The organism is Sphingopyxis sp. GW247-27LB (genome assembly GCF_002277025.1).
In the GTDB taxonomy this organism is placed as follows: Bacteria; Pseudomonadota; Alphaproteobacteria; order Sphingomonadales; family Sphingomonadaceae; genus Sphingopyxis.
In genome coordinates this window covers 91,602-115,095 of sequence record NZ_NIWD01000002.1, presented here as the reverse complement: position 1 = coordinate 115,095, position 23,494 = coordinate 91,602, and the positions used below count along the sequence as shown (strand labels likewise).

The window sequence follows — 23,494 nt, the reverse complement described above, 5'->3', positions numbered from 1 at the left end:
TCCTTATTCCGAAAGGCGAAATCCCCCCATTGTTGCGCCATATCGGGAGGGGTTGGGTTTCGGTTCGCAACTTGTTATACCCAAGTCATGCCCGCCGTCCGCCTCTTGCCGCCCGACCGTTTCTTCGACCGCACCGAATGGGCCGCGGTGACGCGCGCTTCGTCGTGGCGCGGCGTCTGGCTAGTCGCGCACGCCTGGATCGTCAGCATCGCGGCGATCGGCCTCGCCGCCTGGTCGGGCAATCCGGCCGCATGGCTGCTCGCGGTAATCCTCGTCGGCGGGCGCCAGCTCGGCCTTGCGATCCTGATGCACGATGCGGCGCATGGCGCGCTCCACCCGAACCGCAAGGTCAACAATTTCCTCGGCCAGTGGCTCACCGGCGCCGCGGTCGGATCGGACCTGATCGCCTATCGCACCTATCACCTGCAGCATCACAAATACACGCAGCAGCCCGAGGACCCCGACCTCTCGCTGTCGAAGCCCTTCCCCACCACCCGCGCCAGCCTGGCGCGCAAGATCGTGCGCGACCTGACCGGGCAGACCTTCTTCAAGCAGCGCATGGCGCAGTTCGCCTATGCGATCGCCGGCCTCAAGGCGATGCTGCGCGGCGAAAGGCCGGAAAAGGCCCCCGCCGGGACGAAGGCGGGCACGCCGTTCAACAAGCAGTCCGACGACGGCATGACGTCGCCGACCGCCGACGTCGCGGGCGCGATGGCGGTGACCCGCGCGGTCGGCCGCTTCCTGCTGGTCCAGGCAGTGCTGCTCGCGGCATCGCTGCTGCTCTATGGGTGGACACCCTATCTGCTGTGGCTCGCGGGGCTCGCGACGACTTTCCAGCTCTATCTGCGCATCCGCAACATCGCCGAGCACGCCTGCACGACGACGGGGAGCCAGGACCCCTTCACCCATGCGCGCACCACCCATGCGGGCTGGATCGCGCGGGCGACGGTCGCACCCTATTGGGTCAATTATCACGCCGAACATCATTTGTTCATGGGCGTGCCCTGCTATCGCCTGCCGGAGGTCCACGCCGCGCTCGGCCGCGCGGGCAAGCATGAGGCGATGACGATCGCGCCCAGCTACGGCGCGGTCCTGCGCCAGGTGACCGCGCTGGGCTGAGCCCTATTCGGCGACGAAGCGGGCGCCGGCGCGGTCCTTTACCGTCGTCGCGGGGTCGAAGAGCATCCCGTTCATCGCGATATAGACCCCCGGCGGCAGCGTCTGCACCGCGGCGAGCGCGAAGCCGACGTTGAACTCGGCATCGCTCGCGCGCACCGAAGCCGGCTGCATCGCGCCGGTCATCACGATCGTCTTTCCCGCGATCCCCGCGAGCACACGGCCGGTGACGACCATCGTGTCGGTCCCGTGGGTGACGAGGATGCGGGCGGCATCGCTCGCCGCGACCGCGGCGCGGATCGCCTCGCGGTCGGCATCGGTAAGCTCGAGGCTGTCCTTGCGCATAAGCTGGGTGACGCGATGCGGGACATGGACATTATTCTCACGCAGCATGTCGGGGATCGCCGCGGGGCCGATCTGGAACTCCGAAAGCGCGTCGAAATAGACCTTGTCGATCGTCCCGCCGGTGGTGAAGATGTCGATCATAAGCACCCCTTGGTCATTGCGAGGAGCGCAGCGACGAAGCAATCTCCAGCTCTCGGCCCTAGCGCATGGCCGATGGTTGGAGATTGCTTCGCTTCGCTCGCAATGACGTTCCGTTTCACGCCAAAGCCTCGGCGATCAGCCGCCGCGTATTCTCCACCCCGAACAGCGCGATGAAGCTGCCCATGCGCGGGCCCGCGCTCGACCCGAGCAGGGTCTCGTAGAGCGCCTTGAACCAATCGCGAAGATTTTCAAATCCATAGGCTTCGTTCTTGCCAATCTCATACACGATATTCTGGATATCGTCGGCCGAGGCGTCGGCGGGGAGCGCCGCGAGCTTGTCGTCGAGGTCGCGCAAGGCCGCGCCCTCGCCGCCCTGTGGCTTGCGGCGCTGCAAGGTTGGCGCGACGAAGTCGCGGTTATACGCCATCGCATTGTCGATCAGCCGGTCGAGCTCGGGATAGCTGCCCGCATTCGCGCCCGCGACATATTGGCCGAGGTAGCGCCAGATCTGATCCTTCGACGCATCGGCGCCCATCACCCCGACGAGGTTGAGGAGCAGGCCGAAGGTGACCGGCAGCACCGCATCCGGCATATCCTCGCCGCGCGCGACATGGACATGATGCACCGGGTTGCCGAGCTTCTTGTCGGCTTCCTGCGCCGGATAATTGCCGCGCATCTGCAGATATTCGTCGACCGCCTTCGGGATCACCCCGATGTGGAGCTGCTTCGCCGACTTGGGTTCGCGATAGATGTAGAAGGCAAGGCTTTCCTCGCTGCCATAGTCGAGCCATTGTTCGAGGCTGAGGCCATTGCCCTTCGACTTCGAGATCTTCTCGCCCTTTTCGTCGAGGAACATCTCGTAGATCAGCCCCTCGGGCTTGCGCCCGCCGAGCGCCTTCGCGATCTTGCCCGACTGCACGCCGCTGTCGGTCAGATCCTTGCCGTACATCTCGTAATCGACGCCCAATGCGACCCAGCGCATCGCCCAGTCGACCTTCCACTGCAGCTTGGCGCCGCCCGACAGGATATTGTGCGTGACCGTCTCGCCCTCGTCCTCGAACGCCACGAGTCCGGCGTCGGCGTCGACCACCGTCACCGGGACCTGGAGCACGATGCCCGACTTGGGGCTGACCGGCAGGATCGGCGAATAGGTCGCCGCGCGCTCCGCGCGCAGCGTCGGAAGCATGATGTCGAGGATATCCTGGTTGTGGCGCAGGACATTCTTCAGCGCCTCGTCGAACGCCCCCGACCGGTAGCGCTCGGTCGAGCTGACGAATTCATAGTCGAAGCCGAAACGGTCGAGAAATTCGCGCAGCATCGCATTGTTATGATGCGCGAAACTTTCATACTTTCCGAACGGATCGGGGATCGCCGTCAGCGGCTTGCCCAGATATTCGCGCAGCATGTCGCCGTTCGGCACATTGTCGGGAACCTTGCGCAGCCCGTCCATGTCGTCGCTGAACGCGACGAGCCGCGTCGCCGCAGGCACTCCGGATTCATTGGCGGTCAGCGCCTCATAGGCACGGCGCACCATCGTCGTGCGCAGCACTTCGTTGAAGGTTCCGATATGCGGCAGCCCCGATGGGCCATAGCCGGTCTCGAACAGCACCGGCTCGCCGCCCGGCTTGCCATCGGGATAGCGTTTGACCAGCTTGCGCGCTTCCTCGAACGGCCAGGCCTTGGAGCTTTGCGCGGGTTCGCGTAGCGACGGATGAAGGTGCAAGTCGGTCATGGCAGCGCCCATAGCGGCAAGCAGGGCGGAATCGAAAGGCAAAATTGCCCGCACGCCGCGCATCATGGTTACCCGAAATTTACCATCTTTGCCGTAGCGTCGCGGCATGACCAGCTCCCTGCCCCGCACGCCGCGCCATCACAAGCGCACCACCGTCGACCTCGACATCGTCGTCAACGGCGTCCTCAACCATGTCGAGGGGCGGATCATCGACCTTTCCGAAGGCGGCGCGCGCATCGACGGCGCGAGCCTACCCGCGCGATCGCGGTGCGAGATCCATTATGGCGGCCAGACCGTCTATGCCGTCGTCATGTGGTCCGAGGTCGACCGCATGGGGGTGCGCTTCCCCTATGAACTGACCCACGGCCCGCTCCACAAGGCGCTCGAACGCGCGCGCGGCGCGGCGATGGTCGAGCCGGGACAGATTTTCCGGGCGATGCGCCCGACGGGCTTCGGGCGCCGCGGGCTGAATTGAGTCCCAGCACCAAACCCGATCTTCCTCATTCCCACGAAGGCGGGGACACCGACTGGCGCTCATTCCCGGCCGATCGCGATCCGGCAGGAGGCGACAACGGCGTTTTTTCTGGTCCCGGCCAGGCACGTCGGCTAGTTAGCGGGTGAAGAAGATCTTGCGATGAAGCTGTGCGCGAGGCAGCGGAGGCTTTCCGGTCGACGTCCATCGTGCAGACATGTCGATAGGGAGATCCGAGCATGCCCGACGACGATCCGGCCGCAAAGGCCGATGTCACGAAAGACTGGCAGGCAACCCAGGCCCAGACCTCGACGGCCAAGCGTCTTCGAATTTTTGCCCTGATCGCATGGATCGTCGCCATCGGCGGCGAGGTCGCCGGCATCGTCATGCTGTACCGGCACATGTTCGATCACGGAAACCTCGGGCTGCTGATAGGGCTTCTGGTCGGGATCGCTGTCTTTGCGATTGCCGGCAGCTTGATGTGGAAGGCGGCCAACAAGCACGATCCGGCCCGCGCATCGGAAAAGTTCCGCTTCTTTATCCAGAACCAGCTTGGGGCGATCATCACCCTGGTCGCCTTCCTCCCCCTGGTTGTCCTGATCTTCATGGACAAGGATATGGATCCGAAGAACAAGAAGATCGCCGGGGGTGTCGGGGCCGTCCTGGCTGTCGTCGCCACGCTGATCGGGGTGAGCTATAATCCGCCGTCGGTCGAGCAATATACCCAGGATATGAACCAGTGCGCGGCCCAGATCAAAGCCGGCCAGCCCACCACGGCCTGTTCACCCGAGGTCGCGGCTCAGGCGCAGGACATCGCCCGCGATTCAAACGCGGTGGCCGATGCGACGAAGAACGCCGAAAACCCGGCTGGTCAGGATGTCGTGTACTGGATCGCTCCCGAAAACGGGGCCAAGAAATCCGCGACACCGCATGTCTTTCATCTTTGCGCGAATGTGAGTCCGCTCGCTGGAAAGACCGTGAATCAAGGCTCCGTGACGGAAGCCTATGCGGAGAATGCCAGCCGCATCACCAAGCAGATCGAGATGGAACAGGCGCAGTGCGGGTTCGCGAAATCGCAGTAACCCCGCTCCTCGCGTTTTCCGATAGGCTTTGCCGGAATAGCGAAATCGAGGTGGCGCCCCGCCCTTGCCGCGTTCCTCTTTTGTCCCTAGCGTCGGGACATGGCGTCCGCTCCGCTCCCCCTCCCCGCGATCCATGCGAGCCATGTCGGTATCTGGATCGCCGACGCCGCCGGGCGCGTGCAGCGGGTCGGGCGCGGCGAGGCGATCGCGGCGGTCGCGGCGACTCCGCACCTGCTGCTCGGCGCGCCGCTGACCGGCGACCGGCTGGGCTATCCCGAGCTGTCGGGGCTCGACCTGCTCGAACTCTTCGCCTTTCTTTATCCCGCGCGCTTCGCGGTGCCGACGCCGGCGGGCTTTGCCGCCGCGCTCGGGATCGATCCGCCGAAGGCAGAGGCCGAGATCGCGGCCTTCCTGCCGCGCGCCGCCGCCGCGATGCTGAACAGCCTTGGCGATTCGGGCTGGCCCGAGCGCGAGGGCGCCTGGCATAGCCTGCAGGCGCTCGCGCGGCAGCGCTGGCCGTGGGCACCGCTGATCCAGCCGCGGCTCGATACGCCCGACAAGGCCGACCGCTGGCTGTTCGCGCGCCTGCCCGAATGGGAGGAGGTGCCACCGCGCGGGGCGCCGCGCCAGATCCGTATCGAAGCGGCCGATGTCGCGGCGCGGCTCGACCGGCTGACCGGCGACGGCGCCGAGCGCCGCCCCGGCCAGCAGGATTATGCCCGCGCCGTCGCCGCCATCTTCGAACCGCGCGAGCGCAAGGATGCGCCGCAGATGCTGGTGGCGGAAGCGGGCACAGGGATCGGCAAGACGCTGGGCTATCTCGCCCCCGCCAAGCAGTGGATCGACGCCTCGGCGGGCGCGGTCTGCATCTCGACCTTCACCAAGGCGCTGCAGCGCCAGTTGGCGCGCGAGACCGAAAAGCTCTACCCCGACGCCGCGACGCACCGCGAAAAGGTCGTGGTGCGCAAGGGGCGCGAGAATTATCTCTGCCTTCTGAACCTGGAGGACGCGCTGCAGGGCGGTTTTTCGGGCCGCGCCGCGATCCTCGCGCAGCTCGTCGCGCGCTGGGCCGCCTATACGCGCGACGGCGACATGATCGGCGGCGACCTGCCCGGCTGGCTTCCCGCGCTGTTCCGCCGCAACGGCGCCACCGCGCTCACCGACCGGCGCGGCGAGTGCATCTATGCGGGCTGCCCGCATTTCCGCAAATGCTTCATCGAGCGCTCGGCGCGCGCGGCGACCCAGGCCGACATCGTCATCGCCAACCATGCGCTGACGATGGTGCAGGCGGCGCGCCCGCGGGACGGCGGGGGGCCCGCGACGCGGCTGATCTTCGACGAGGGCCATCATCTGTGGGACGCCGCCGATTCGATGTTCGCCGCGGCGCTGACGGGGCAAGAGGCGGTCGAGATCCGCCGCTGGATCCTGGGGCCCGAGGGCAAGTCGCGCGGGCGGCGGCGCGGGCTCGCGGCGCGGCTCGCCGACGTCGCGAGCTATGACGAGGCGGGCGAGCAGGCGATCCAGATGGCGATCGCCGCCGCCGCCGAGCTGCCCGGCGACGGCTGGCTCGCGCGGCTCGCCGAGAACGAGCCGTGGGGCGCGATCGAGCGGCTGCTCGCGGCGGTGCGCGCGCAGGTCTATGCGCGCGGCGCCGACCCGAAGGGCGCCGACAGCGGCTATGGCCTCGAAACCGAACTCGCCGATCCCGACGGCGCGCTGGTCGGCGCCGCCGCCGCGGCGAGCGACGCGATCGAGGCGCTGTTGCGTCCGCTGCTCACGCTCGGCAAGCGGCTCGACGCGCTGATCGAGGACCCGCCCGACTGGCTCGACGGACAGGCGCGCGCGCGCGTCGACGGGGCGCGCGCCAGCCTCGGCAGGCGGATCGATACGCTGGGCGCGTGGCTGTCGCTGCTCGGCCGCGTCGGCGGGCCCGCCGACCCCGACTTCGTCGACTGGCTCGCGGTCGACCGCTTCGACGGACGCGAATATGATTGCGGCCTGCATCGCCACTGGCTCGACCCCGCGCGCCCGGTCGCCGAGATCGTCTACCGCCCGGCGCAGGGCGTGCTTGTCACCTCGGCGACGCTGCGCGGCGGGCATCATGCCGGCGCGGGCTGGGCCGACGCCGACATTCGCACCGGGGCGCGGCACATGGACGGCAATGTCGGGCATTTCGCCGTCGCGAGCCCCTTCGACTATGCGCGCCAGTCGGAGGTGTTGATCGTCACCGACATCGCGCGCGGCGACCTCCCCGCGCTCGCGGGCGCCTACAGCCGGCTGATCGAGGCCTCGGGCGGCGGGGCGCTCGGCCTGTTCAGCGCGATCCGGCGGCTGCGCATCGTCCATGCGCGCATCGCCGACCGCCTCGCGCGCGCGGGCCTGCCGCTCTATGCCCAGCATGTCGACCCGCTCGACACCGGCACGCTCGTCGACATCTTCCGCGCCGATCCGCACGCCTCGCTGCTCGGCACCGATGCTTTGAGGGATGGCGTCGACGTTCCGGGCGATTCGCTGCGGCTCGTCGTCATGGAGGGCGTGCCCTGGCCGCGCCCGACAATCCTCCACGCCGCGCGCCGTGCAGCGCAGGGCGGCGGCGCCTATGACGATATGGTGATCCGCGGCCGCATCGCGCAGGCGTTCGGCCGGCTGATCCGCCGCGCCGACGATTTCGGGCAGTTCGTGATGCTCTCGCCCTCCTTCCCCTCGCGGCTGCTCAGCGCTTTTCCCGAAGGGACGCCGATCCGCCGCCTGCCGCTCGACGAGGTGGTGAACCATGTCGCCGCCGCCAATGTCGCGCAGCGCGGCCGCGCATATGCCTTCCCACCGTCATGAGTTTGCGGCACAAGGCGGCGATTCGGGGACAGCGCCGACAGGTGGGGAGAGACTTTGAAGACGTTGACGATCCTGCGCCACGCCAAATCGGGCTGGGACGCCCCCGTCGAGCGCGATTTCGACCGTCCGATCAACGCGCGGGGCCGGCGCGGCGCCGAACTGGTCGGCCAATATCTGAAGCGGCAGGGGCTGCCGGTCGAACGCATCGTCGCCTCGCCCGCGGTGCGCGTCACCGAGACGCTCGACATCTTCCAGCCCGCGGCGGGACTCGTGGCTATCGAGCCGCACTGGGACCGGCGCATCTATCTCGCCTCGGCGGCGACGCTGATGGAGGTGGTCCGCGACACCGGCGGCGACGCCGATCATGTGCTGATCGCGGGGCATAATCCCGGGCTCGAGGATCTGATCCTGATGCTGGTCCCCGAATCGGCGGGCGATGCGCTGCGCGCCGAGGTCGAGGAAAAGCTGCCGACCTCCGCGCTCGCGCGGCTCGAACTCGACATCGACGATTGGCACGCGCTCGAGGCGGGACAGGCGCGCTTCGCGCTGTTCATCCGCCCGCGCGACCTCGACCCGGCGCTGTCACCCGCGATAGATTAGGCGGCGTCGAGCGCCGCGGCCAGCCGCTGGCGAAGCGCGACGAGCGCCGCGAGCGGCACGCCGCCCGCGGCAGGCACCGGCGGCGACGCAGTGTCCAGGGGCGGCGCGGGCGCGGCAGCCGGTTCAGCCGCTTCGCTGCCCGACAGTGCCTTGCGCGCGCCCTCGACGGTGAAGCCCTTCACATGCAGCAGATGATGGATACGCTCGGCGAGCGCGACATCCCCCGGGCGATAATAGCGGCGGCGGCCCGAGCGCTGCAGCGGCCGAAGCTCGGGAAAGCGGGTTTCCCAATAGCGCAGCACATGGGTGGGAACGCCGATCCGGTCAGCAAGCTCGCCGATCGACAGCATCGCGCCCGCCGCCTTGCTGCCGTCGCCGCGCTCGTCGAAATCGGGCATGGCCGATCCCCGGCTCAGCTGCCGGCGACGCGGGCCCGCATCGCCTGGCTGGCGCGAAAGGTCATCACGCGGCGTGGAAGGATGGGCACCTCGATGCCGGTCTTGGGATTGCGGCCGATACGCTGCGCCTTGTCGCGCAACACGAAGGTGCCGAACCCCGAAATCTTCACATTCTGGCCTTCGGACAGCGCGTCGGACATGTGCGACAAGATGCTCTCGACGATCGTCGCCGATTCATTGCGCGACAGACCCACCATCTGGTTGATTCGCGCCGCGATGTCGGCGCGGGTAAGCGTTCCTGCAGCCATGTTAATCCCTTCCCCTCCTGAAACGATAACCGAAGCCGGTTCCCGGAAGGCCCCCACCGTCACGAGTCCCGCGCACAGTTGTAACAAAAGCGAATAAATCCGCAAAACTGAAACGGATGGACGGAGAAGTTGAAGCGACGAACGCCGCAAACGCGGCCTTGTTGCCGCGGGTATCCCGGATTCAGACCCGCAGGACCGCCGCCCCCCAGGTAAAGCCGCCGCCCATCGCCTCGAGCACGACGAGGTCGCCGCGCCGGATTCGCCCGTCGCGCACCGCGAGGTCGAGCGCGAGCGGCACCGACGCAGCCGACGTGTTGGCGTGCTGGTCGACGGTCAACACGACGCGCTCGGCGGGAAGGCCGAGTTTCTTCGCGGTCGCGTCGATGATGCGCTTGTTCGCCTGGTGCGGCACGACCCAGTCGATGTCGGTGGCCGACAGCCCGACGTCGGCCAGAACCTCGCCGAGCACGGCGGCGAGATTGGTGACGGCGTGGCGGAACACCTCGCGCCCCTGCATCCGCACATGGCCGACGGTTCCCGTCGTCGAGGGGCCGCCGTCGACATAGAGCATGTCGCAATATTGGCCCTCGGCATGGAGCCGCGTCGCGAGGATGCCGCGGTCGTCCGCGACCTCCTCGGCCGACAGCACCACCGCGCCCGCGCCGTCGCCGAACAGCACGCAGGTCGTGCGGTCCTCCCAGTCGAGGATGCGGCTGAAGGTTTCGGAGCCGATGATCAGGGCATGCTTCGCCGCGCCGGTGCGCAGCATCGAATCGGCGACCGAAATCGCGTAGAGAAAGCCCGAGCAGACCGCGGCGACGTCGAAGGCGATGCAGTCGGGCGCGCCGAGCAGCGCCTGCACCTTGGTCGCGCTCGCCGGGAAGGTATTGTCGGGGGTCGCGGTCGCGACGATGATCAGCCCGATGTCCGATGGCTCGAGCCCCGCGGCGGCCAGCGCTTCCTTCGCCGCGGCGGCGGCAAGCGTCGCGGTCGTCTCGTCGGGCTCGGCGATATGGCGGAAGCGAATGCCGGTGCGCTCGACGATCCATTCGTCGCTGGTATCGACGCGCCGCGCGAGTTCTTCGTTCGAGACGCGCGTGCGCGGCAGCGCCGAGCCGGTGCCGGCGAGGATGGCGCGAAGGGTCATGCCGCGGCACTCCCGCGGAAATTGGCGAGATCCTCGGTCACCTGACGCGTGATATCCTTTTCGACGAGTTCGGCGCACAGATGCACCGCATTGGCGACGCCCTTCGCGTCGGCGCTGCCGTGGCTCTTGAGCACCACGCCGTTGAGGCCGAGGAACACGGCGCCATTGTGATTATTGGGGTCGAGATGGTGGCGCAGCAATTCGGTCGCCGGGCGCGAGATCAGGAAGCCGATCTTCGAACGAACCGACGAGGTGAAGGCGCGGCGGAGCAGGTCGGTGACGAAGCGCGCCGTCCCTTCGATCGTCTTCAATGCGATGTTGCCCGAAAAGCCGTCGTGAACGACCACGTCGACATGGCCGCGCGACAATTTGTCGCCCTCGATGAAACCGGTGAATTCCATCGGCAGATGCTCGGCGCCGCGCAGCATCGCGGCAGCGTCGCGAATCTCGTCGGTGCCCTTGAGTTCCTCGGTGCCGATGTTGAGCAGCGCGACGCGCGGGCGTTCGAGCCCCATCGCGGTGCGCGCATAGGCGGCGCCCATCACCGCGAACTGGACGAGGTTGGTCGCGTCGCAATCGGTGTTGGCGCCCAGGTCGAGCATGACGACGTCGTTGTCGCCAAGCGACGGCAGCAGCGCCGCGAGCGCCGGCCGGTCGATCCCCGGCATGGTCCTGAGGGCTAGCTTCGCCATCGCCATCAGCGCGCCGGTGTTGCCCGCCGAGACGGCGCCGCCCGCGTCGCCGCGCTTCAGCGCGTCGATCGCGAGCCCCATCGAGCTGCCGCGGCCGTTGCGGAGCGCCTGGCTCGGCTTGTCCTCGCCCGACACGACCTTGTCGGTGTGGATGATCTCCGACGCCGCGCGCAGGTTCGGATGGTTGTCGAGCGCGGTCTTGATCCGCGTCTCGTCGCCGACAAGCAGAAAGCGGAGACCGTCGTGCTGATGACGCGCCATCGCCGCGCCCGCGCACATCACGCGGACGCCGACGTCACCGCCCATCGCATCGATCGCGATTCGCGGTGTCAGGCTCATCGGGACACTCTCCGGCTTGGCTTAAGCGCCGGCCACCACTTCGCGGCCGTTATAATGGCCACAAGCGTTGCAGAGGTTGTGCGGACGCTTCAGCTCGCCGCAGTTCGGGCATTCCTGATAGGCTTCGACCTTCAGGCTGTCGTGGCTGCGACGCATGCCGCGCTTCGAGGGCGATGTTTTTCGCTTGGGGACGGCCATGATATATCCTGTATTCTCAAACTGTTCGTTACGAATCGGCAAACCCGGATTTGTCGTGCCCGTTACCGGAAACGACTGGCCCGCCCGCCGCGCCGAAGGCTGTTCCCGTTCGAAAAGGACAGGAAAATCTTCCGCCGGAAGGTGCCTCAACGCCTGATGGTGTCGGGTGCCGGATCGGGCGCGGCTATAGCGTTTCTGCCCGCAAAGGCAAGCCCCTCGGCAATGCTTGCCCGCGAGGCGCGACAATGCCACATCGGATGCGATAACCGCAGGAGGGGAAAGCCGATGACGATGTTGCCGATCAGCCTGACGATCGCCGCGGGGGCGGCGCTGCTCAACATCTGGCTCGCGACGCGCGTCGGCCGGGTGCGGACGAAGGAAAAGATCTTCGTCGGCGACGGCGGCAACGAGGCGGTGATCCGCCGGATGCGCGCGCACAGCAATTATGTCGAGAACACCGCCTTCGTGCTGATCCTGCTCATTCTCGTCGAACTGGGACTCGGTTCGTCGATCTGGCTGTGGGCGGTCGGCGCGCTCTATCTGGTCGGGCGCATCCTCCACGCGCTGGGCATGGACGGCATGATGTGGGGGCGCATGGCGGGGACCGCCATCACCATGCTCACCCAGGCCGGACTCGCGATCACCGCGCTGATCGCGGTCTACACGACCCCGACGACGATCGTCGCGACCGAAGTGCAGGAAACCGAGTCCGTCGCTCCGAACTGACGGCCTCCCCTCCCGCAGGCGGGAGGGGTCGGGGGTGGGCCAGCAACGTCGCATCCGCCCACCCCGCTGCGACTAGCGAGCAAGCTCGCAAGCCTCGCTGCCCCTCCCGCTTGCGGGAAGGGAAATTCTACGCTTCGAGCGCCGCATCGCCGACATAGGGATTGGTCCGCCGCTCCTGCGCGAAATTGCTGTGCGGGCCGTGCCCCGGCAGGAAGACGGTGTCGTCGCCGAGCGGCCACAGCTTTTGCGTGATCGATGCGAGCAGCTGCTGATGGTCGCCGCGCGGGAAATCGGTGCGGCCGATCGAGCCCTGGAACAGGACGTCGCCGACGATCGCCAGCTTCGAGGGGCGGTGATAGAAGACGACGTGCCCCGGCGTATGCCCGGGGGTGTGGATAACGTCGATCGTCAGATTGCCGACCGTGACGGTGTCGCCGTCGACGAGCCAGCGGTCGGGCTCGAACGGCTCGCCCGACATGCCGAAGCGCGCGCCGTCCTCGCCGAGCCGCTCGATCCAGAAGCGGTCGTCCTCGTGCGGCCCCTCGACCGGCACGCCCAGTTCCTTCGCGAGCACCCCCGCCTGCCCGCAATGGTCCATATGACCATGGGTGACGAGGATCTTCTCGACCTCGACCCCGGTCTGGCGCACCGCCTCCTTGAGCTTGTCGAGATCGCCGCCGGGGTCGACGAAGGCCGCCTTGTTCGTCTCGGTGCACCAGAGCAAGGTGCAATTCTGCTGAAAGGCGGTGACGGGCACGACGGCGGCGCGCAGGGGCGGATTGGGAGCGTTCATGGCCGCTGATGTGGGGAAAAGCGGCGGGGATGGCAAGGGTTGTCGCCCCCCCCAACTCTACGGCATGACCAGCCAACCGGCGATGGCCCCGCCCGCCACGAGCGCGGGCGTCACCCACATGCCCTTGAGGCGCCAGGCAGCGACCAGCGCGACGCCGAACAGCAGGCCAGCGGCCACCCCGTTCGATATGCGCGCGCCCGTCGCCTCGCCGAGCTGGACGAAGGTCGCGGCGATGATGCCGACGACCGCGGCGGCGACCCCCGCCAGCAGACGATGGAGCGCGTGACTCTCGACCACCGCCTCCAGCCGTTCGAACAGGATCAGCGAAAAGGCGAAGGCGGGCAGGAACATGCCGGCGGTGATCGCCAGCGCCCCGCCGATCCCGCCGGCGACATAGCCGACGAAGGTCGCGAAGATGACCAGCGGCGCCGGCAGCACGCCCGCGAGCGCGATGCCGTCGAGGAAGGTCGCGTCGCCGATCCAGCCGCGCCCCACGGTGTCCGCACGAACATAGGGAATGGCGGTATAGGCGCCGCCGAAGGTCAGCATTCCGCCCTTCAGCCCCGCCACGAACAGCGCCGCGAGCGTCACGGGTTCGGCGACAGCCGATGCGGTGGCACCCGACGGCGCCAAGCCATGCACTGCCGCGGCGACGCCGATGGCCGCGACCAGAACGGCGGCCGCGACGAGCGGCCGGTCGGACGCGGCATAGGCCAGACCCGCCGCGACGAGCGGAATCCAGAAGGGAACCCCGGCCAGCGTCGCGATCAGGCTCGCCACCGCTATCGCTCCCGACAGCCAGTCCTCGACGATATGCTCGCCGATCCGGACCACCGCGCGCAGGATGATCGCCAGCACGACGATCTGCACCCCCAGCAACAGGCTCGACAGGCCGGCATCGCCGGCGATCCACGTCACATAGAGCCAACCCGCGAGCAGCATCAGCGCCATCCCCGGCAGCATGAAGCCCAGCCCCGCGAGCAGTCCCCCCACCCGGCCGCGAGCGACCATGCCCAGATGCACGCACAGTTCGTGCGCCTCGGGTCCCGGCAATATCTGCAGCACGGCGAGCAGCCGGTTGAAGCGGGCCGGCTCGATCCAGCGTTCGTCCTCGACCAGCGCCTGCCGGATCATCGCGATCTGGGCGACCGGGCCGCCGAAAGCCAGAAAGCCGAAGCGCAAGAATTTCAGGAACAGCGCGGTCAGGCTCAGCCGCAACGGGTGGACAGAGGCGGGGATGTTGGTCGTCATATAACGCTCCGAGCGCCGCGAACGCGGCGGGTGGAGCGGAACTTGAACGAACCCGTCTGAACGGGCGTCCGCGTCGGCCCGTCCCGCACCTTATCGGTCCGTGCCGATGCGCGAGTCAATGCGTTACCCGCGGCTCCTACCGCAGCGTCATCGTGTCGCCTTCGATCGTCACCGCGTCGAGTTTCGACAAATAGCTCTGGCCGAGCAGCGAGACGCCCATGTCGGTGTCGACCACCGCCGCCGCGACGCCGCGCACTTCGATACCGTCGACCTCGACGCTGCGCAGCATCACCGGGCGCACCGGGACGTCGCCGCCCGCGGTGCGCGCGCTGCCCGCGACGGGAAGGCGATCGACGTCGATGCCGATCGCCTCGGCGTCGCGCCGGGTGAGCGCGACGATCGAGGCGCCGCTGTCGATCATCATCCGGATGTTCGCGCCGTCGACGTCGGCGTCGGCATAGAAATGCGAATCGCCCGCGCGGTCGAGCCGGACCTCGCCTGATGCTCCGGCCGCCGCCGGCGCCGGCGACCAGCCGCCCTGGGCGCGGTGCTCGGTCGTCCAATTGCCGTTGTCGCCACCCGAATCCGAGGACGCCTGCGCGCGATCGGGGGCCGAGCGGCTGGCGATCCCCGCCATGCCGATCGACGCCGCCGCGATCACCGCGGCCAGACCGAGAAATCGCCCCAACATGCCGCGCTTTTCGCACAATGGCGTTGGGGAATGGTTAAACGCGAAGCGGGCTCAACCGCGCTCGACGAAGGCGCGCCAGCTCGGCGCGCCGCCGCGCAGCGAATAGGTGATGCGCGCGCAGGCATAGGGCCGCCCCGCCCTGTTGTCCGCCTCGGCGGCGGTTTCCGGCCACGCCGCCACGCCGTCCTGCCCGGCGGCCCAGCACACCAGCGCCTCGGCCTCGGGCCGCGCCGCGATCTGGGCGCGGTCGGCGGCACTGTAGGTGGCGGGGATGCTCCAGCCGAAGATCCGGCGCTCGATAGGCTCCGACGCCGCGAACAGCGGTGCGAAGGCGGCGCAGCGGTCGGCGAGCAGCGCGGCGACCGCCCGCCGTTCGGCCGCGCCGAGCCAGCGTCCGCCGAGCAGCGGCTGCCAGCGCGCGGGTTCGCGCGAGCGCAGCGCGGGGAGCAGCTCGTCCGCCGCCGCGGCGAAGCGCGCGAGCCAGGGCGAATCCGCGGCGAGCGGCGCAAGTCTCGCGGGCTCGGCGGCGGGTTCGGGCTCGATCGGCACCAGCGGCGCCGTGCCGGCGATCGGCGCAGGGGGCGCGGCGCAGTCCTGTGCTGCGGCCGGCAGGGCTGCGAAAGCGGCGATCAGCGCCGACGGGATCAGAAGCGCGCGCATGGCCGGCATCATATCACGTCCCGCTGCATGCGTCATGAACCGGATGCGGCCAGCCCTTCGCGCAGCCACCCCGGCGCCTTTGCGGCGTCGATCGTCTCGACGCGGCGATGCTCGACCGACCAGCCGAGTTCGGGATAGGCGACGATCTGCCGCGCTGGTTCGGCCGCGGCGATCGGCACCACGACCAGCCGCCGGTTGACCTTCTGCCGCCAGTTCATCCGCGCGGTATTCTCCTGCCCGACATAGCAGCCCTTGGAAAAGCTAACGCCATTCAGCTCGGCGGCATTGCATTCGAGCCACAGCGTCGTGCCGTCGCCGAGCTCGGTGCGCCCTTCGGTGACGCCGAGCGGCAGCCGGTGCGCGCGCCAGCCGGCGTCGACGCCCTCGCCCTCGTCCGCCGGCCCGAGCCAGCGCTGGCCGAGGTCGGCGAGCCGCGGGTCGGGTTCGCCGAGATCGCCAAAGGGCGCCCAATGCACCGCGAGCCCCTCTTCGCGCGCGATGGTGATCGCGCGGCGCAGGCGATAGAGGGTCAGGCGCTTGACAAGGTCGTCGGCGGCCTCGCGCTCGCAATCGATCAGCAAATCGTCCTCGTCGCCCCAGATGAGGAAGTCGAACAGCACCTTGCCTTGCGGGGTCAGCAGCGCCGCCCAAACCGGCAGATTGCCCGCCACGTCGTTGGTGACGAGGCCCTGGAGGAAGCCGCGGACATCGTCGCCCGACAGGCGGATGAGGGCACGATCGTTGAGGGTTGTGTTAGACATGAGCGGACAATAGGGAGCGCGTGAGCCAACTTAAAGCCCCTCCCCTTCAGGGAAGGGGTTGGGGTGGGGTCCATCGACCTTGCTCTATGTTTCGAGACCCCACCCCCGGCCCCTCCCCTGAAGAGGAGGGGGGAGACAGTATGACCGACCGCCTGACCATCCGCCGCCCCGACGACTGGCACGTGCATCTGCGCGACGGCGCGATGCTGGCGCATGTCGCTCCGTACACGGCGCGCCAGTTCGCGCGCGCGATCGTGATGCCGAACCTGTCGCCGCCGGTGACGACGGCCGCCGAGGGCATCGCCTATCGCGACCGCATCCGGGCCACGGTTCCCGCCGATCTCGACTTCACTCCGCTGATCGTCGCCTATCTGACCGACCACAGCGACGCGGGCGAGATGGCGCGCGGCCATGCCGAGGGCATTTTCACCGCCGCGAAACTCTACCCCGCGCATGCGACGACCGGGAGCGCGCATGGCGTCACCGACGTCGCGAACATCATGCCCGTGCTCGAACGCATGCAGGCCATCGGCATGCCGCTGCTGATCCACGGCGAGGTTACGGACGCTGACGTCGACATCTTCGACCGCGAGGCGGTGTTCATCGAGCGCACCCTCGCGCCGCTGGCGAAGGCGCTGCCAGAGCTCAAGATCGTCCTCGAACATATCACCACCGCCGAAGCGGCGCAGTTCGTCGCCGACGCGCCCGCCCATGTCGCCGCGACGATCACCCCGCAGCATCTCCACATCAACCGCAACGCGATGCTCGTCGGCGGCATCCGGCCGCACGCCTATTGCCTGCCGGTCGCCAAGCGCGAGCATCACCGCCTCGCGGTGCGCGCCGCCGCCACCTCGGGATCGCCCAAATTCTTCCTCGGCACCGACAGCGCGCCGCACGCGGTCCACACCAAGGAAGCGGCGTGCGGCTGCGCCGGAATCTTCAACGCGCCTTACGCGCTCGAATCCTATGTGACGGCGTTCGACGAGGATGGCGCACTCGACCGGTTCGAAGGCTTCGCGAGCGAACATGGCCCGCGCTTCTACGGCCTGCCGCTCAACGAGGGCACCATCACCCTCGAGCGCGGCGAAACCGTCGTTCCCGACCGGGTCGGCGAAGTCGTTCCCTTCCACGCCGGCGAAACGCTCGGCTGGCGGATCGTCTAGGGCGTCGGCGGCACGCGCGGCGCGCGGGCCTTCACCCACATGTCAAAGCTGAACACCGCGATGCTGATCCAGATCAGCAGGAAGCAGAAGAGCTGCGCGGGCTTCAGCGGCTCGTCGAACAGGAAGAGGCTGAGCAGGAAGACGATGCTCGGCGCGAGATATTGGCAGAAGCCGAGCGCCGCATAGCTCATCCGCCGCGCCGCTGTCGCGAACATCAGCAGCGGGATAGCGGTCACCGCGCCCGCCGAGACAAGCAGCCAACTGATCGCGCTGCCCGACCCGAAGCCGACGCCGTCGCCGGCCTGGACATAGAAGGCCGCGATCGCGAGCGCGGGCAGAAACAGCAGCGTCGTCTCGACCGCCAGCCCCGGCAGTGCGCCGACCGGCGCCACCTTGCGGAGCAGGCCATAGACGCCGAAGCTGAGCGCCAGCGTCAGGCTGATCCACAGCGTGTCGAGCGCGCCCGCGAGCAGGATGGCGACCCCGACCCCGGCGATCGCCACCGCGACCACCTGCAGCCGGCTCAGCCGCTCGCCGAGGAAAACCATGCCCAGCATCACATTGACCAGCGGATTGAGATAATAGCCGAGGCTCGACGCGAGCACATGGCCCGAGAAGATCGAATAGATATAGACGAGCCAGTTGAGCGCGATCAGCAATGCGCTCGCGAGCAGCAGCCGCAGTACGCGCCAGTCCTTCAGCGCCGCCAGGTAATCGCCGATCTGGCGGCGGAAGAGCATGATCACGAAGCAGAGCGGCAGCGACCAGATGATGCGCTGTGACAGCACCTCGACCGGCGGCACACTTTCGAGCAGCTTGAAGAAAAGCGGGACGAAGCCCCAGATCGTGTAGGCGCCCAAGGCATAGGGCAGCCCTCCCTGGTCGCTCCCCGCGGGGGCCGGCGGTCGGTTCATGGTCTTGCTCGTGCGGTCGGTGGGATCAGATGATGCCGCCGCCCATCATCAGGCGCAGCACGCCGATGACGATGACGACGATATTGAGGTTGCGGCCGCTGGTCCGGTTCGACATCGCGCCGAGCGCGAGCCCGACGACCGCGATCGGCACCACCACCCAGTTCGCCCAGCCGAGCAGCGGGATGAAGGCGGGAATGGCCAGAATCAAGGCGATAACCCCGATGACGATCGATACGATGTTGAGCATGGCGCCATTCTCGCACGCGGAGAAAAGGGGAGCAAGGGCCTTTCGGTTCGTCGACGCCAGCACTCGCTTCGTCTTGTTGCCCAGGGTTCATGCAACGCAGTTCAGCCTGCGCTCGTTCTCCCATCGAAGCGCCGGATGCCCTCATGGACACAGGCGTCGAACCAGGAAAGGACTTATGATGCGTAAATTCACCAAGGGCCTGTTGGGCGCGTTCGCGGCGATCAGCGTTGCCGCCACCGCCCCCGCCTACGCCGGTCTGTCGACCGCGGCGCCGGCGCAGGGCCACGGCCTGTTCAAGGCCGATCAGGACGCCGGCTTCTATCGCAAGAAGCGCCACCACCGCAATTATGCGCGCGACCAGCGCGTCAATTCGAACACGCGCATCTGGCGCGGTAGCGACGGCCGCTATCGCTGCAAGAAGGACAATGGCACCACCGGCCTGCTGATCGGCGGCGCGGTCGGCGGCCTCGCGGGTCACGAGATCGCGGGCGACGGCGACAAGCTGCTCGGCACCGTGCTCGGCGCCGCCGGCGGCGCGCTGCTGGGTCGCGAGATCGACCGCGACAAATATCGCTGCCGCTAAGGCACAGGAAACCGTTACGGGTGCGGGTCCGAGACCCCTCCACCCGCACCGCGTGATGGAGAGGGCGTCGACTTCGGTCGGCGCCCTCGTCGTTTGCGCCCGATGCGCCAGCGATTGCGCCTTGCCCCCGCTGGCGTCTTCGCCCAGAAACGAAAGCCTTGTCCCGCCGCCCCGAAAGGATCGCCATGCTGAACGGCCCCCTTCTCGTCACCGAGCGGCTGATCCTGCGCCCGCCCGCCGCCGAGGATTTCGACGCCTTCGCCGAAATGTGCGGCGAGGAGGACACGATGCGCTTCATCGGCGGCACCTGCCCGCGCGCGCAGGCGTGGCGGCTCTGGTGCACGCTCGCGGGCGCGTGGCACATCCGCGGCTTTTCGATGTTCTCGGTGATCGAGCGCGCAACCGGCGAATGGGTCGGGCGGCTCGGGCCGTGGGAACCCGACGGCTGGCCGGGCGCCGAAATCGCCTATGGCGTGCGCGCGAAATTCGCCGGCAAGGGCTATGCCTTCGAGGGCGCGGTGGCCGCGTGCGACTTCGCGGTCGAGTTCCTGAAGTGGCCCGAGCTGATGCACAGCATCGACCCCGCCAACACCCGGTCGCAGGCGCTCGCGAAGCGGCTCGGCGCGACGAACAGCGGCCCCACCCGCCTCCCCGCCCCCTTTCAGGACGCCCCGGTCGACGCCTGGACGCAAAGCGCCGACCAGTGGCGGCAAAAGCGGAAGGAGCTGACGCCATGACCGACCATCATGTCGACCCCGAACGCGCGCAGTTCGACGCCTTCAAGGCGCTGCCGCGCGACACGGTGATCCATATGCTCAACCTCGTGCGCTTCCGCGACACGGCCGCCTATCCCGCCGACCATCCGCTCGCCGGACAGGATCTGACCGGCGCGGAGGCCTATGCCCATTACGGCACCGACAGCGGCCCGATATTCCAGCGTGTCGGCGGGCGCATCGTCTGGCGCGGCACGATGGAAACGATGGTGATCGGCCCCGAGGGCGAACGCTGGGACGCGATCTTCGTCGCCGAATATCCGAACAGCGGCGCCTTCATGGAGATGGTCACCGACCCCGTCTACCGGCAGGCGGTGGTCCATCGCCAGGCGGCGGTCGAAACCTCGCGCCTCATCCGTTGCGACCCGAAAGCGTCCCGGCCCGAGACAGTTTTCGGCTAACAAAGCCTTACCGATTAACGCTTTTTCCTCACATCTTCTTAACCAGAATTCGGCTAGTCCGGATGAAAGATTAAGGGAGTGTTAGCGATGATGTTGCGGGGAAAATGGCTCGTTGCCGGCTTGCTGATGGCAACCGCGGGGCTCGCCGGCTGCCGGGACAATCCCGACGGCAAGGCCGAACTCGCGCCGCTCGATGACGGGCTGACCAATGCCGATCCCGCGATCAAGGGCGCGCTCGAAGACAAGATCATGGTCGACCCCAAGCTCGCGGGCCAGGCCAACCGCAACGCCGCCGGCCCCGGCAACCGGCCGGTCGATGGCGGGGTTCCCGGTATCGCCGCGGGCAAGGCGGCGACCGCCGCCGAAGCCGCCGCGGCGATGAAGGCGGGCAAGCTGCTCGCCGCGCCCAGGGCGCTGCCCTTCGAGGAAGGCTGCGCCGGCGACTGCGCCGCCAAGCGCCCCGCCACTATCGGCGCGCTCGCGCGCGAGCAGACGAAGGGCAGCTGCGACGCGAAGCTGACCTATGGCAACGGCTGGGCCGACCGCATGCCCGCGGCCTTCCCCGTCTATCCGCGCGCGACTCTGCGCGAAGCGGCCGGCATAAACGGCGGCAAGTGCAACATCCGCGTCGTCAATTTCCAGACCGCCGCCTCGATCCAGGGCGTGCTCGACTATTATCACACGATGGCAATCCGCGCCGGCTACACGAGCGATCATCGCGTGCGCGGCAACGAGCATACGCTCGGCGGCACCAAGGGCGAGCTTGCCTATGTCGTGATGCTGCGCCGTGACGGCGGCATGACCGACGTCGACATCGTCGCCTCGGGCGGCCGCTGAGTCTTCAGGCTACCCGCGCTGCGATCCCGTCCAATGCCGCTGCATCGCGGATCGTGATGCGGTTATAGTCGATCGCGATCACGCCGGCGCGCTCCATGTCGCGCAGCACGCGGTTGACGCTCTGCCGCGTGACCCCCAGCATCGCGCCGAGCTGCTCCTGCGGCAGCCGCAGCCCCAGTTCGGTGCCTCCATCCGCCGCGATGCCGTGAATCCGGCCGAGATGGGCGAGCGTCGCCGCCATGCGCTGCTCGAGCGTGCCAAGCGTCTGGTCGTGGAGCAGGCGCAGGCTGTCGCCATGGCGGGTGCAGAGCAGCAGCGCGACGTCGCGCCACAATATCGGTTCGGCATCGAGGATCGCGGTCAGCGCGTCGCAAGGCAGGTGCAACAGCACGCTGTCGGCATAGGCGCGGAAATCATAGGGTAATCGCACATCCGACAGGAGCAAGACGAGCGCCAGCACCTCAGGCGCGCTCGCGAGGCCGAGGACGAAGCGCTTGCCCTCCGCCGAGGCGCTGCTGATCTCGACGCCGCCCGCGGCGACGATGATCACGTCGCGGCTGCGGGGATGGTGGTGCGTGCCTATATCCGTGCCGCGCGCATAGGATCGCGCGCGGGCGATCGCCGCGACCTCGGTCAGCCGCGCCTCGGGCCAGTCGCGAAACAACGGGCAGAGCCGCAGCGCGCGGAGGCGCGCGTCGGGGCCCCAATGTTCGGGCGATCGGTTCGCCTGCGGCCTCGTCGACATGCTTTCGCTCCCCTTCGCTGCCGACCTCTATGCCGCACATCCGAAAATCCCAAGAGATTGTCGGCTGGATGACAGACTGGCGGCGCGGCCATCGCTAGCGGAAGGCGAGATCGAGAGGAGACCTATCGCATGAAGATGCTTCTTGCCCTGGCCGCGATGGCGGCGGCCGTCCTGTCCGGCCCGGCGCGCGCCGCGCCGCAAGCGACACCCCAGGAAACGACGACGACCGAGGAGGACGCCTACGCCATCGGCCTCGAAGCCTATACCTACGCCTATCCGATGGTGCTGATGGACGTGACGCGCCGCGTGTCGACCAACGCCCGCGAAGGCCGGCTGCGCGCACCGGTGAACCAATTCGCGCACATGAAGACCTATCCCGACGCGAGCTTCAAGGATGTGGTGCGCCCCAACGCCGACACCCTCTATTCGACGCTGTGGTTCGACGTCGGCCGGGAACCGCTGATCCTGACCCTGCCGGACACTGCGGGCCGCTATCATGTCGTGCCGATCATGGACATGTGGACCGAGGTGTTCGCGACGCTCGGCACGCGCACCACGGGCAACGACGGCGGCACCGTGGCGCTCGTCGGCCCGCACTGGCAGGGGACGCTGCCCGCGGGAATGCGGATGGTGCGCAGCCCGACCGAGCAGGGCTGGATCATCGGGCGCATCCAGACCAACGGCGCCGCCGATTACGACCATGTCCACCAGCTGCAGGCGGGCTATGCCGCGACGCCGCTGTCGGGTTGGGGCAAGCCGCAGGCCGCGGCGGAGGCGAAGGCCGATCCGTCGGTCGACATGAAGACTCCGCCGGTCGAGCAGGTCGCGCAGATGGCGCCCGGCGCCTTCTTCGCGCTGTTCGCCGAGACGCTGAAGCGCAACCCGCCGCACGCGAGCGACTATGCCATGCTGTTGCGCATGGAGCGCGTCGGGCTGGTGCCGGGGAAGAGCTTCGACCTCGCCGCCGCCGACCCCGCGGTGCAGCGCGGCCTGACCCGCGCCGCGGCCGACGCCTATGCGCGGATCCTGAACCGCCGCAAGGGGCTCAGCCTGACCAAGAACGGCTGGGTCGCGATGGGCAACGCGCTCGGCGTCTATGGCAACGACTATCTCCAGCGCGCCTTCATCGGCTATGCGGGCCTCGGCGCGCTGCCGCCCGAGGAGGCCATCTATCCGATGGTGCCGCTCGACGGCGAGGGCCAGCCGCTCAGCGGCGCGGCGCGCTACGTCCTGCACTTCGACAAGGACCAGATTCCGCCCGCCGACGCCTTCTGGTCGCTGACCATGTACGGCGCCGACCAGTTCTTCGTCGCAAACCCGATCGACCGCTTCGCGATCGGCGACCGCGACAAGCTGGCCTTCAACCCCGACGGCTCGCTCGACCTCTATATCCAGAAGGATAATCCCGGTGCGGACAAGGAAGCCAACTGGCTCCCCGCGCCCGCGGGACCGTTCACGATGAACCTGCGCCTCTACCTGCCGCGGCGCGAGGCACTCGAAGGGCGCTGGACGCCACCGCCGCTGAAGCGGCTGCCCTGAACCGGCGG

The 23,494-nt window shown here is 68.2% G+C and carries 27 protein-coding genes; 12 read left to right on the top strand and 15 right to left on the bottom strand.

The window, feature by feature from the left end; translation table 11 throughout:
- Positions 1–87: 87 nt before the first annotated feature.
- Entirely contained in the window at positions 88–1,119 is a 1,032-nt protein-coding gene (locus CD928_RS00675; protein ID WP_095383543.1) for a fatty acid desaturase family protein, read from the top strand.
- 3 nt (positions 1,120–1,122) lie between these two features.
- On the opposite strand, the gene CD928_RS00670 is transcribed toward CD928_RS00675, so the two are convergent.
- Both CD928_RS00670 and CD928_RS00665 read right to left on the bottom strand, forming a co-directional pair.
- Positions 1,123–1,602 carry an asparaginase domain-containing protein gene (locus CD928_RS00670; protein WP_095383540.1) on the bottom strand — a complete coding sequence of 160 codons (480 nt, stop codon included), beginning with the start codon at positions 1,600–1,602 and terminating at the stop codon, positions 1,123–1,125.
- Between the two features lie 115 nt (positions 1,603–1,717).
- A complete protein-coding gene (locus CD928_RS00665; protein WP_095385036.1) occupies positions 1,718–3,334 on the bottom strand; it encodes a lysine--tRNA ligase in 1,617 nt (538 codons plus the stop codon).
- 106 nt (positions 3,335–3,440) lie between these two features.
- Between CD928_RS00665 and CD928_RS00660 the strand changes: the two genes are divergently transcribed.
- From CD928_RS00660 to CD928_RS00645, 4 genes are all read left to right on the top strand, one after another.
- Positions 3,441–3,809 (top strand): PilZ domain-containing protein, encoded by a 369-nt coding sequence (locus CD928_RS00660; RefSeq protein ID WP_095383537.1) that lies wholly within the window; start codon positions 3,441–3,443, stop codon positions 3,807–3,809.
- Positions 3,810–4,045: 236 nt separating this feature from the next.
- Positions 4,046–4,888, top strand: coding sequence for a hypothetical protein (locus CD928_RS00655; RefSeq protein ID WP_095383534.1), 843 nt, complete (start codon positions 4,046–4,048; stop codon positions 4,886–4,888).
- 99 nt (positions 4,889–4,987) lie between these two features.
- On the top strand, positions 4,988–7,720 hold the full coding sequence (locus CD928_RS00650) for an ATP-dependent DNA helicase (RefSeq protein WP_095383531.1): 2,733 nt from the start codon (positions 4,988–4,990) through the stop codon (positions 7,718–7,720).
- A 54-nt stretch (positions 7,721–7,774) separates the two neighbouring features.
- Positions 7,775–8,320 (top strand): histidine phosphatase family protein, encoded by a 546-nt coding sequence (locus tag CD928_RS00645; RefSeq protein ID WP_095383528.1) that lies wholly within the window; start codon positions 7,775–7,777, stop codon positions 8,318–8,320.
- Here CD928_RS00645 and CD928_RS00640 read toward each other — a convergent pair.
- The 5 genes from CD928_RS00640 to rpmF all read right to left on the bottom strand — a co-directional run bounded on the left by CD928_RS00640 (position 8,317) and on the right by rpmF (position 11,402).
- The gene (locus tag CD928_RS00640) at positions 8,317–8,718 is read right to left on the bottom strand and encodes a MerR family transcriptional regulator (RefSeq protein ID WP_095383525.1); all 402 of its coding nucleotides are present in this window, start codon (positions 8,716–8,718) and stop codon (positions 8,317–8,319) included. The two genes, CD928_RS00645 and CD928_RS00640, sit on opposite strands and share 4 nt — an antisense overlap.
- A gap of 14 nt (positions 8,719–8,732) precedes the next feature.
- Positions 8,733–9,026 carry an integration host factor subunit alpha gene (locus tag CD928_RS00635; protein ID WP_095383522.1) on the bottom strand — a complete coding sequence of 98 codons (294 nt, stop codon included), beginning with the start codon at positions 9,024–9,026 and terminating at the stop codon, positions 8,733–8,735.
- A gap of 181 nt (positions 9,027–9,207) precedes the next feature.
- The gene (locus tag CD928_RS00630; RefSeq protein ID WP_095383520.1) at positions 9,208–10,173 is read right to left on the bottom strand and encodes a beta-ketoacyl-ACP synthase III; all 966 of its coding nucleotides are present in this window, start codon (positions 10,171–10,173) and stop codon (positions 9,208–9,210) included.
- A complete protein-coding gene (gene plsX / locus CD928_RS00625) occupies positions 10,170–11,204 on the bottom strand; it encodes a phosphate acyltransferase PlsX (protein WP_095383517.1) in 1,035 nt (344 codons plus the stop codon). The genes CD928_RS00630 and plsX overlap by 4 nt, the downstream gene beginning before the upstream one ends.
- 21 nt (positions 11,205–11,225) lie before the next feature.
- Positions 11,226–11,402 (bottom strand): 50S ribosomal protein L32, encoded by a 177-nt coding sequence (gene rpmF, locus CD928_RS00620; RefSeq protein ID WP_095383514.1) that lies wholly within the window; start codon positions 11,400–11,402, stop codon positions 11,226–11,228.
- A gap of 285 nt (positions 11,403–11,687) precedes the next feature.
- Here rpmF and CD928_RS00615 point away from each other — a divergent pair, with 285 nt between their 5' ends.
- Positions 11,688–12,128, top strand: a complete 441-nt coding sequence (locus CD928_RS00615) for an MAPEG family protein (RefSeq protein ID WP_095383511.1) — start codon at positions 11,688–11,690, stop codon at positions 12,126–12,128.
- A 127-nt stretch (positions 12,129–12,255) separates the two neighbouring features.
- On the opposite strand, the gene CD928_RS00610 is transcribed toward CD928_RS00615, so the two are convergent.
- The 5 genes from CD928_RS00610 to CD928_RS00590 form a co-directional block, all read right to left on the bottom strand.
- Complete coding sequence (locus tag CD928_RS00610; protein ID WP_303620931.1) at positions 12,256–12,921, bottom strand: MBL fold metallo-hydrolase; 666 nt, start codon at positions 12,919–12,921, stop codon at positions 12,256–12,258.
- Positions 12,922–12,978: 57 nt separating this feature from the next.
- A complete protein-coding gene (gene chrA / locus CD928_RS00605; protein ID WP_095383508.1) occupies positions 12,979–14,172 on the bottom strand; it encodes a chromate efflux transporter in 1,194 nt (397 codons plus the stop codon).
- A 136-nt stretch (positions 14,173–14,308) separates the two neighbouring features.
- Complete coding sequence (locus CD928_RS00600; protein WP_095383505.1) at positions 14,309–14,863, bottom strand: TIGR02281 family clan AA aspartic protease; 555 nt, start codon at positions 14,861–14,863, stop codon at positions 14,309–14,311.
- Positions 14,864–14,914: 51 nt separating this feature from the next.
- Positions 14,915–15,523, bottom strand: a complete 609-nt coding sequence (locus CD928_RS00595) for a hypothetical protein (protein WP_095383503.1) — start codon at positions 15,521–15,523, stop codon at positions 14,915–14,917.
- Positions 15,524–15,555: 32 nt separating this feature from the next.
- Positions 15,556–16,284 (bottom strand): folate-binding protein YgfZ, encoded by a 729-nt coding sequence (locus CD928_RS00590; RefSeq protein ID WP_095383500.1) that lies wholly within the window; start codon positions 16,282–16,284, stop codon positions 15,556–15,558.
- Positions 16,285–16,424: 140 nt separating this feature from the next.
- Between CD928_RS00590 and pyrC the strand changes: the two genes are divergently transcribed.
- Positions 16,425–17,447: a dihydroorotase gene (gene pyrC / locus CD928_RS00585; protein ID WP_095383497.1), complete on the top strand. Its 1,023-nt coding sequence runs from the start codon at positions 16,425–16,427 to the stop codon at positions 17,445–17,447.
- Here pyrC and rarD read toward each other — a convergent pair.
- Both rarD and CD928_RS00575 read right to left on the bottom strand, forming a co-directional pair.
- On the bottom strand, positions 17,444–18,361 hold the full coding sequence (rarD, locus tag CD928_RS00580; protein ID WP_095383495.1) for an EamA family transporter RarD: 918 nt from the start codon (positions 18,359–18,361) through the stop codon (positions 17,444–17,446). The genes pyrC and rarD overlap by 4 nt on opposite strands.
- A 25-nt stretch (positions 18,362–18,386) precedes the next feature.
- Positions 18,387–18,608: a hypothetical protein gene (locus CD928_RS00575; RefSeq protein ID WP_095383493.1), complete on the bottom strand. Its 222-nt coding sequence runs from the start codon at positions 18,606–18,608 to the stop codon at positions 18,387–18,389.
- A gap of 178 nt (positions 18,609–18,786) precedes the next feature.
- On the opposite strand from CD928_RS00575, the gene CD928_RS00570 reads away from it, so the two are divergent.
- From CD928_RS00570 to CD928_RS00555, 4 genes are all read left to right on the top strand, one after another.
- A complete protein-coding gene (locus CD928_RS00570; RefSeq protein WP_095385030.1) occupies positions 18,787–19,191 on the top strand; it encodes a glycine zipper 2TM domain-containing protein in 405 nt (134 codons plus the stop codon).
- A gap of 185 nt (positions 19,192–19,376) precedes the next feature.
- Positions 19,377–19,928: a GNAT family N-acetyltransferase gene (locus tag CD928_RS00565; RefSeq protein ID WP_095383490.1), complete on the top strand. Its 552-nt coding sequence runs from the start codon at positions 19,377–19,379 to the stop codon at positions 19,926–19,928.
- Positions 19,925–20,365, top strand: coding sequence for a DUF1330 domain-containing protein (locus CD928_RS00560; RefSeq protein ID WP_095383487.1), 441 nt, complete (start codon positions 19,925–19,927; stop codon positions 20,363–20,365). The genes CD928_RS00565 and CD928_RS00560 overlap by 4 nt, the downstream gene beginning before the upstream one ends.
- An 87-nt stretch (positions 20,366–20,452) precedes the next feature.
- Positions 20,453–21,202, top strand: a complete 750-nt coding sequence (locus tag CD928_RS00555; RefSeq protein WP_095383484.1) for a hypothetical protein — start codon at positions 20,453–20,455, stop codon at positions 21,200–21,202.
- Between the two features lie 4 nt (positions 21,203–21,206).
- Here CD928_RS00555 and CD928_RS00550 read toward each other — a convergent pair whose 3' ends face one another.
- Entirely contained in the window at positions 21,207–21,947 is a 741-nt protein-coding gene (locus tag CD928_RS00550) for a Crp/Fnr family transcriptional regulator (RefSeq protein ID WP_095383481.1), read from the bottom strand.
- 129 nt (positions 21,948–22,076) lie between these two features.
- Here CD928_RS00550 and CD928_RS00545 point away from each other — a divergent pair, with 129 nt between their 5' ends.
- Entirely contained in the window at positions 22,077–23,486 is a 1,410-nt protein-coding gene (locus CD928_RS00545; protein WP_095383478.1) for a DUF1254 domain-containing protein, read from the top strand.
- The last annotated feature ends 8 nt before the right edge of the window (positions 23,487–23,494 follow it).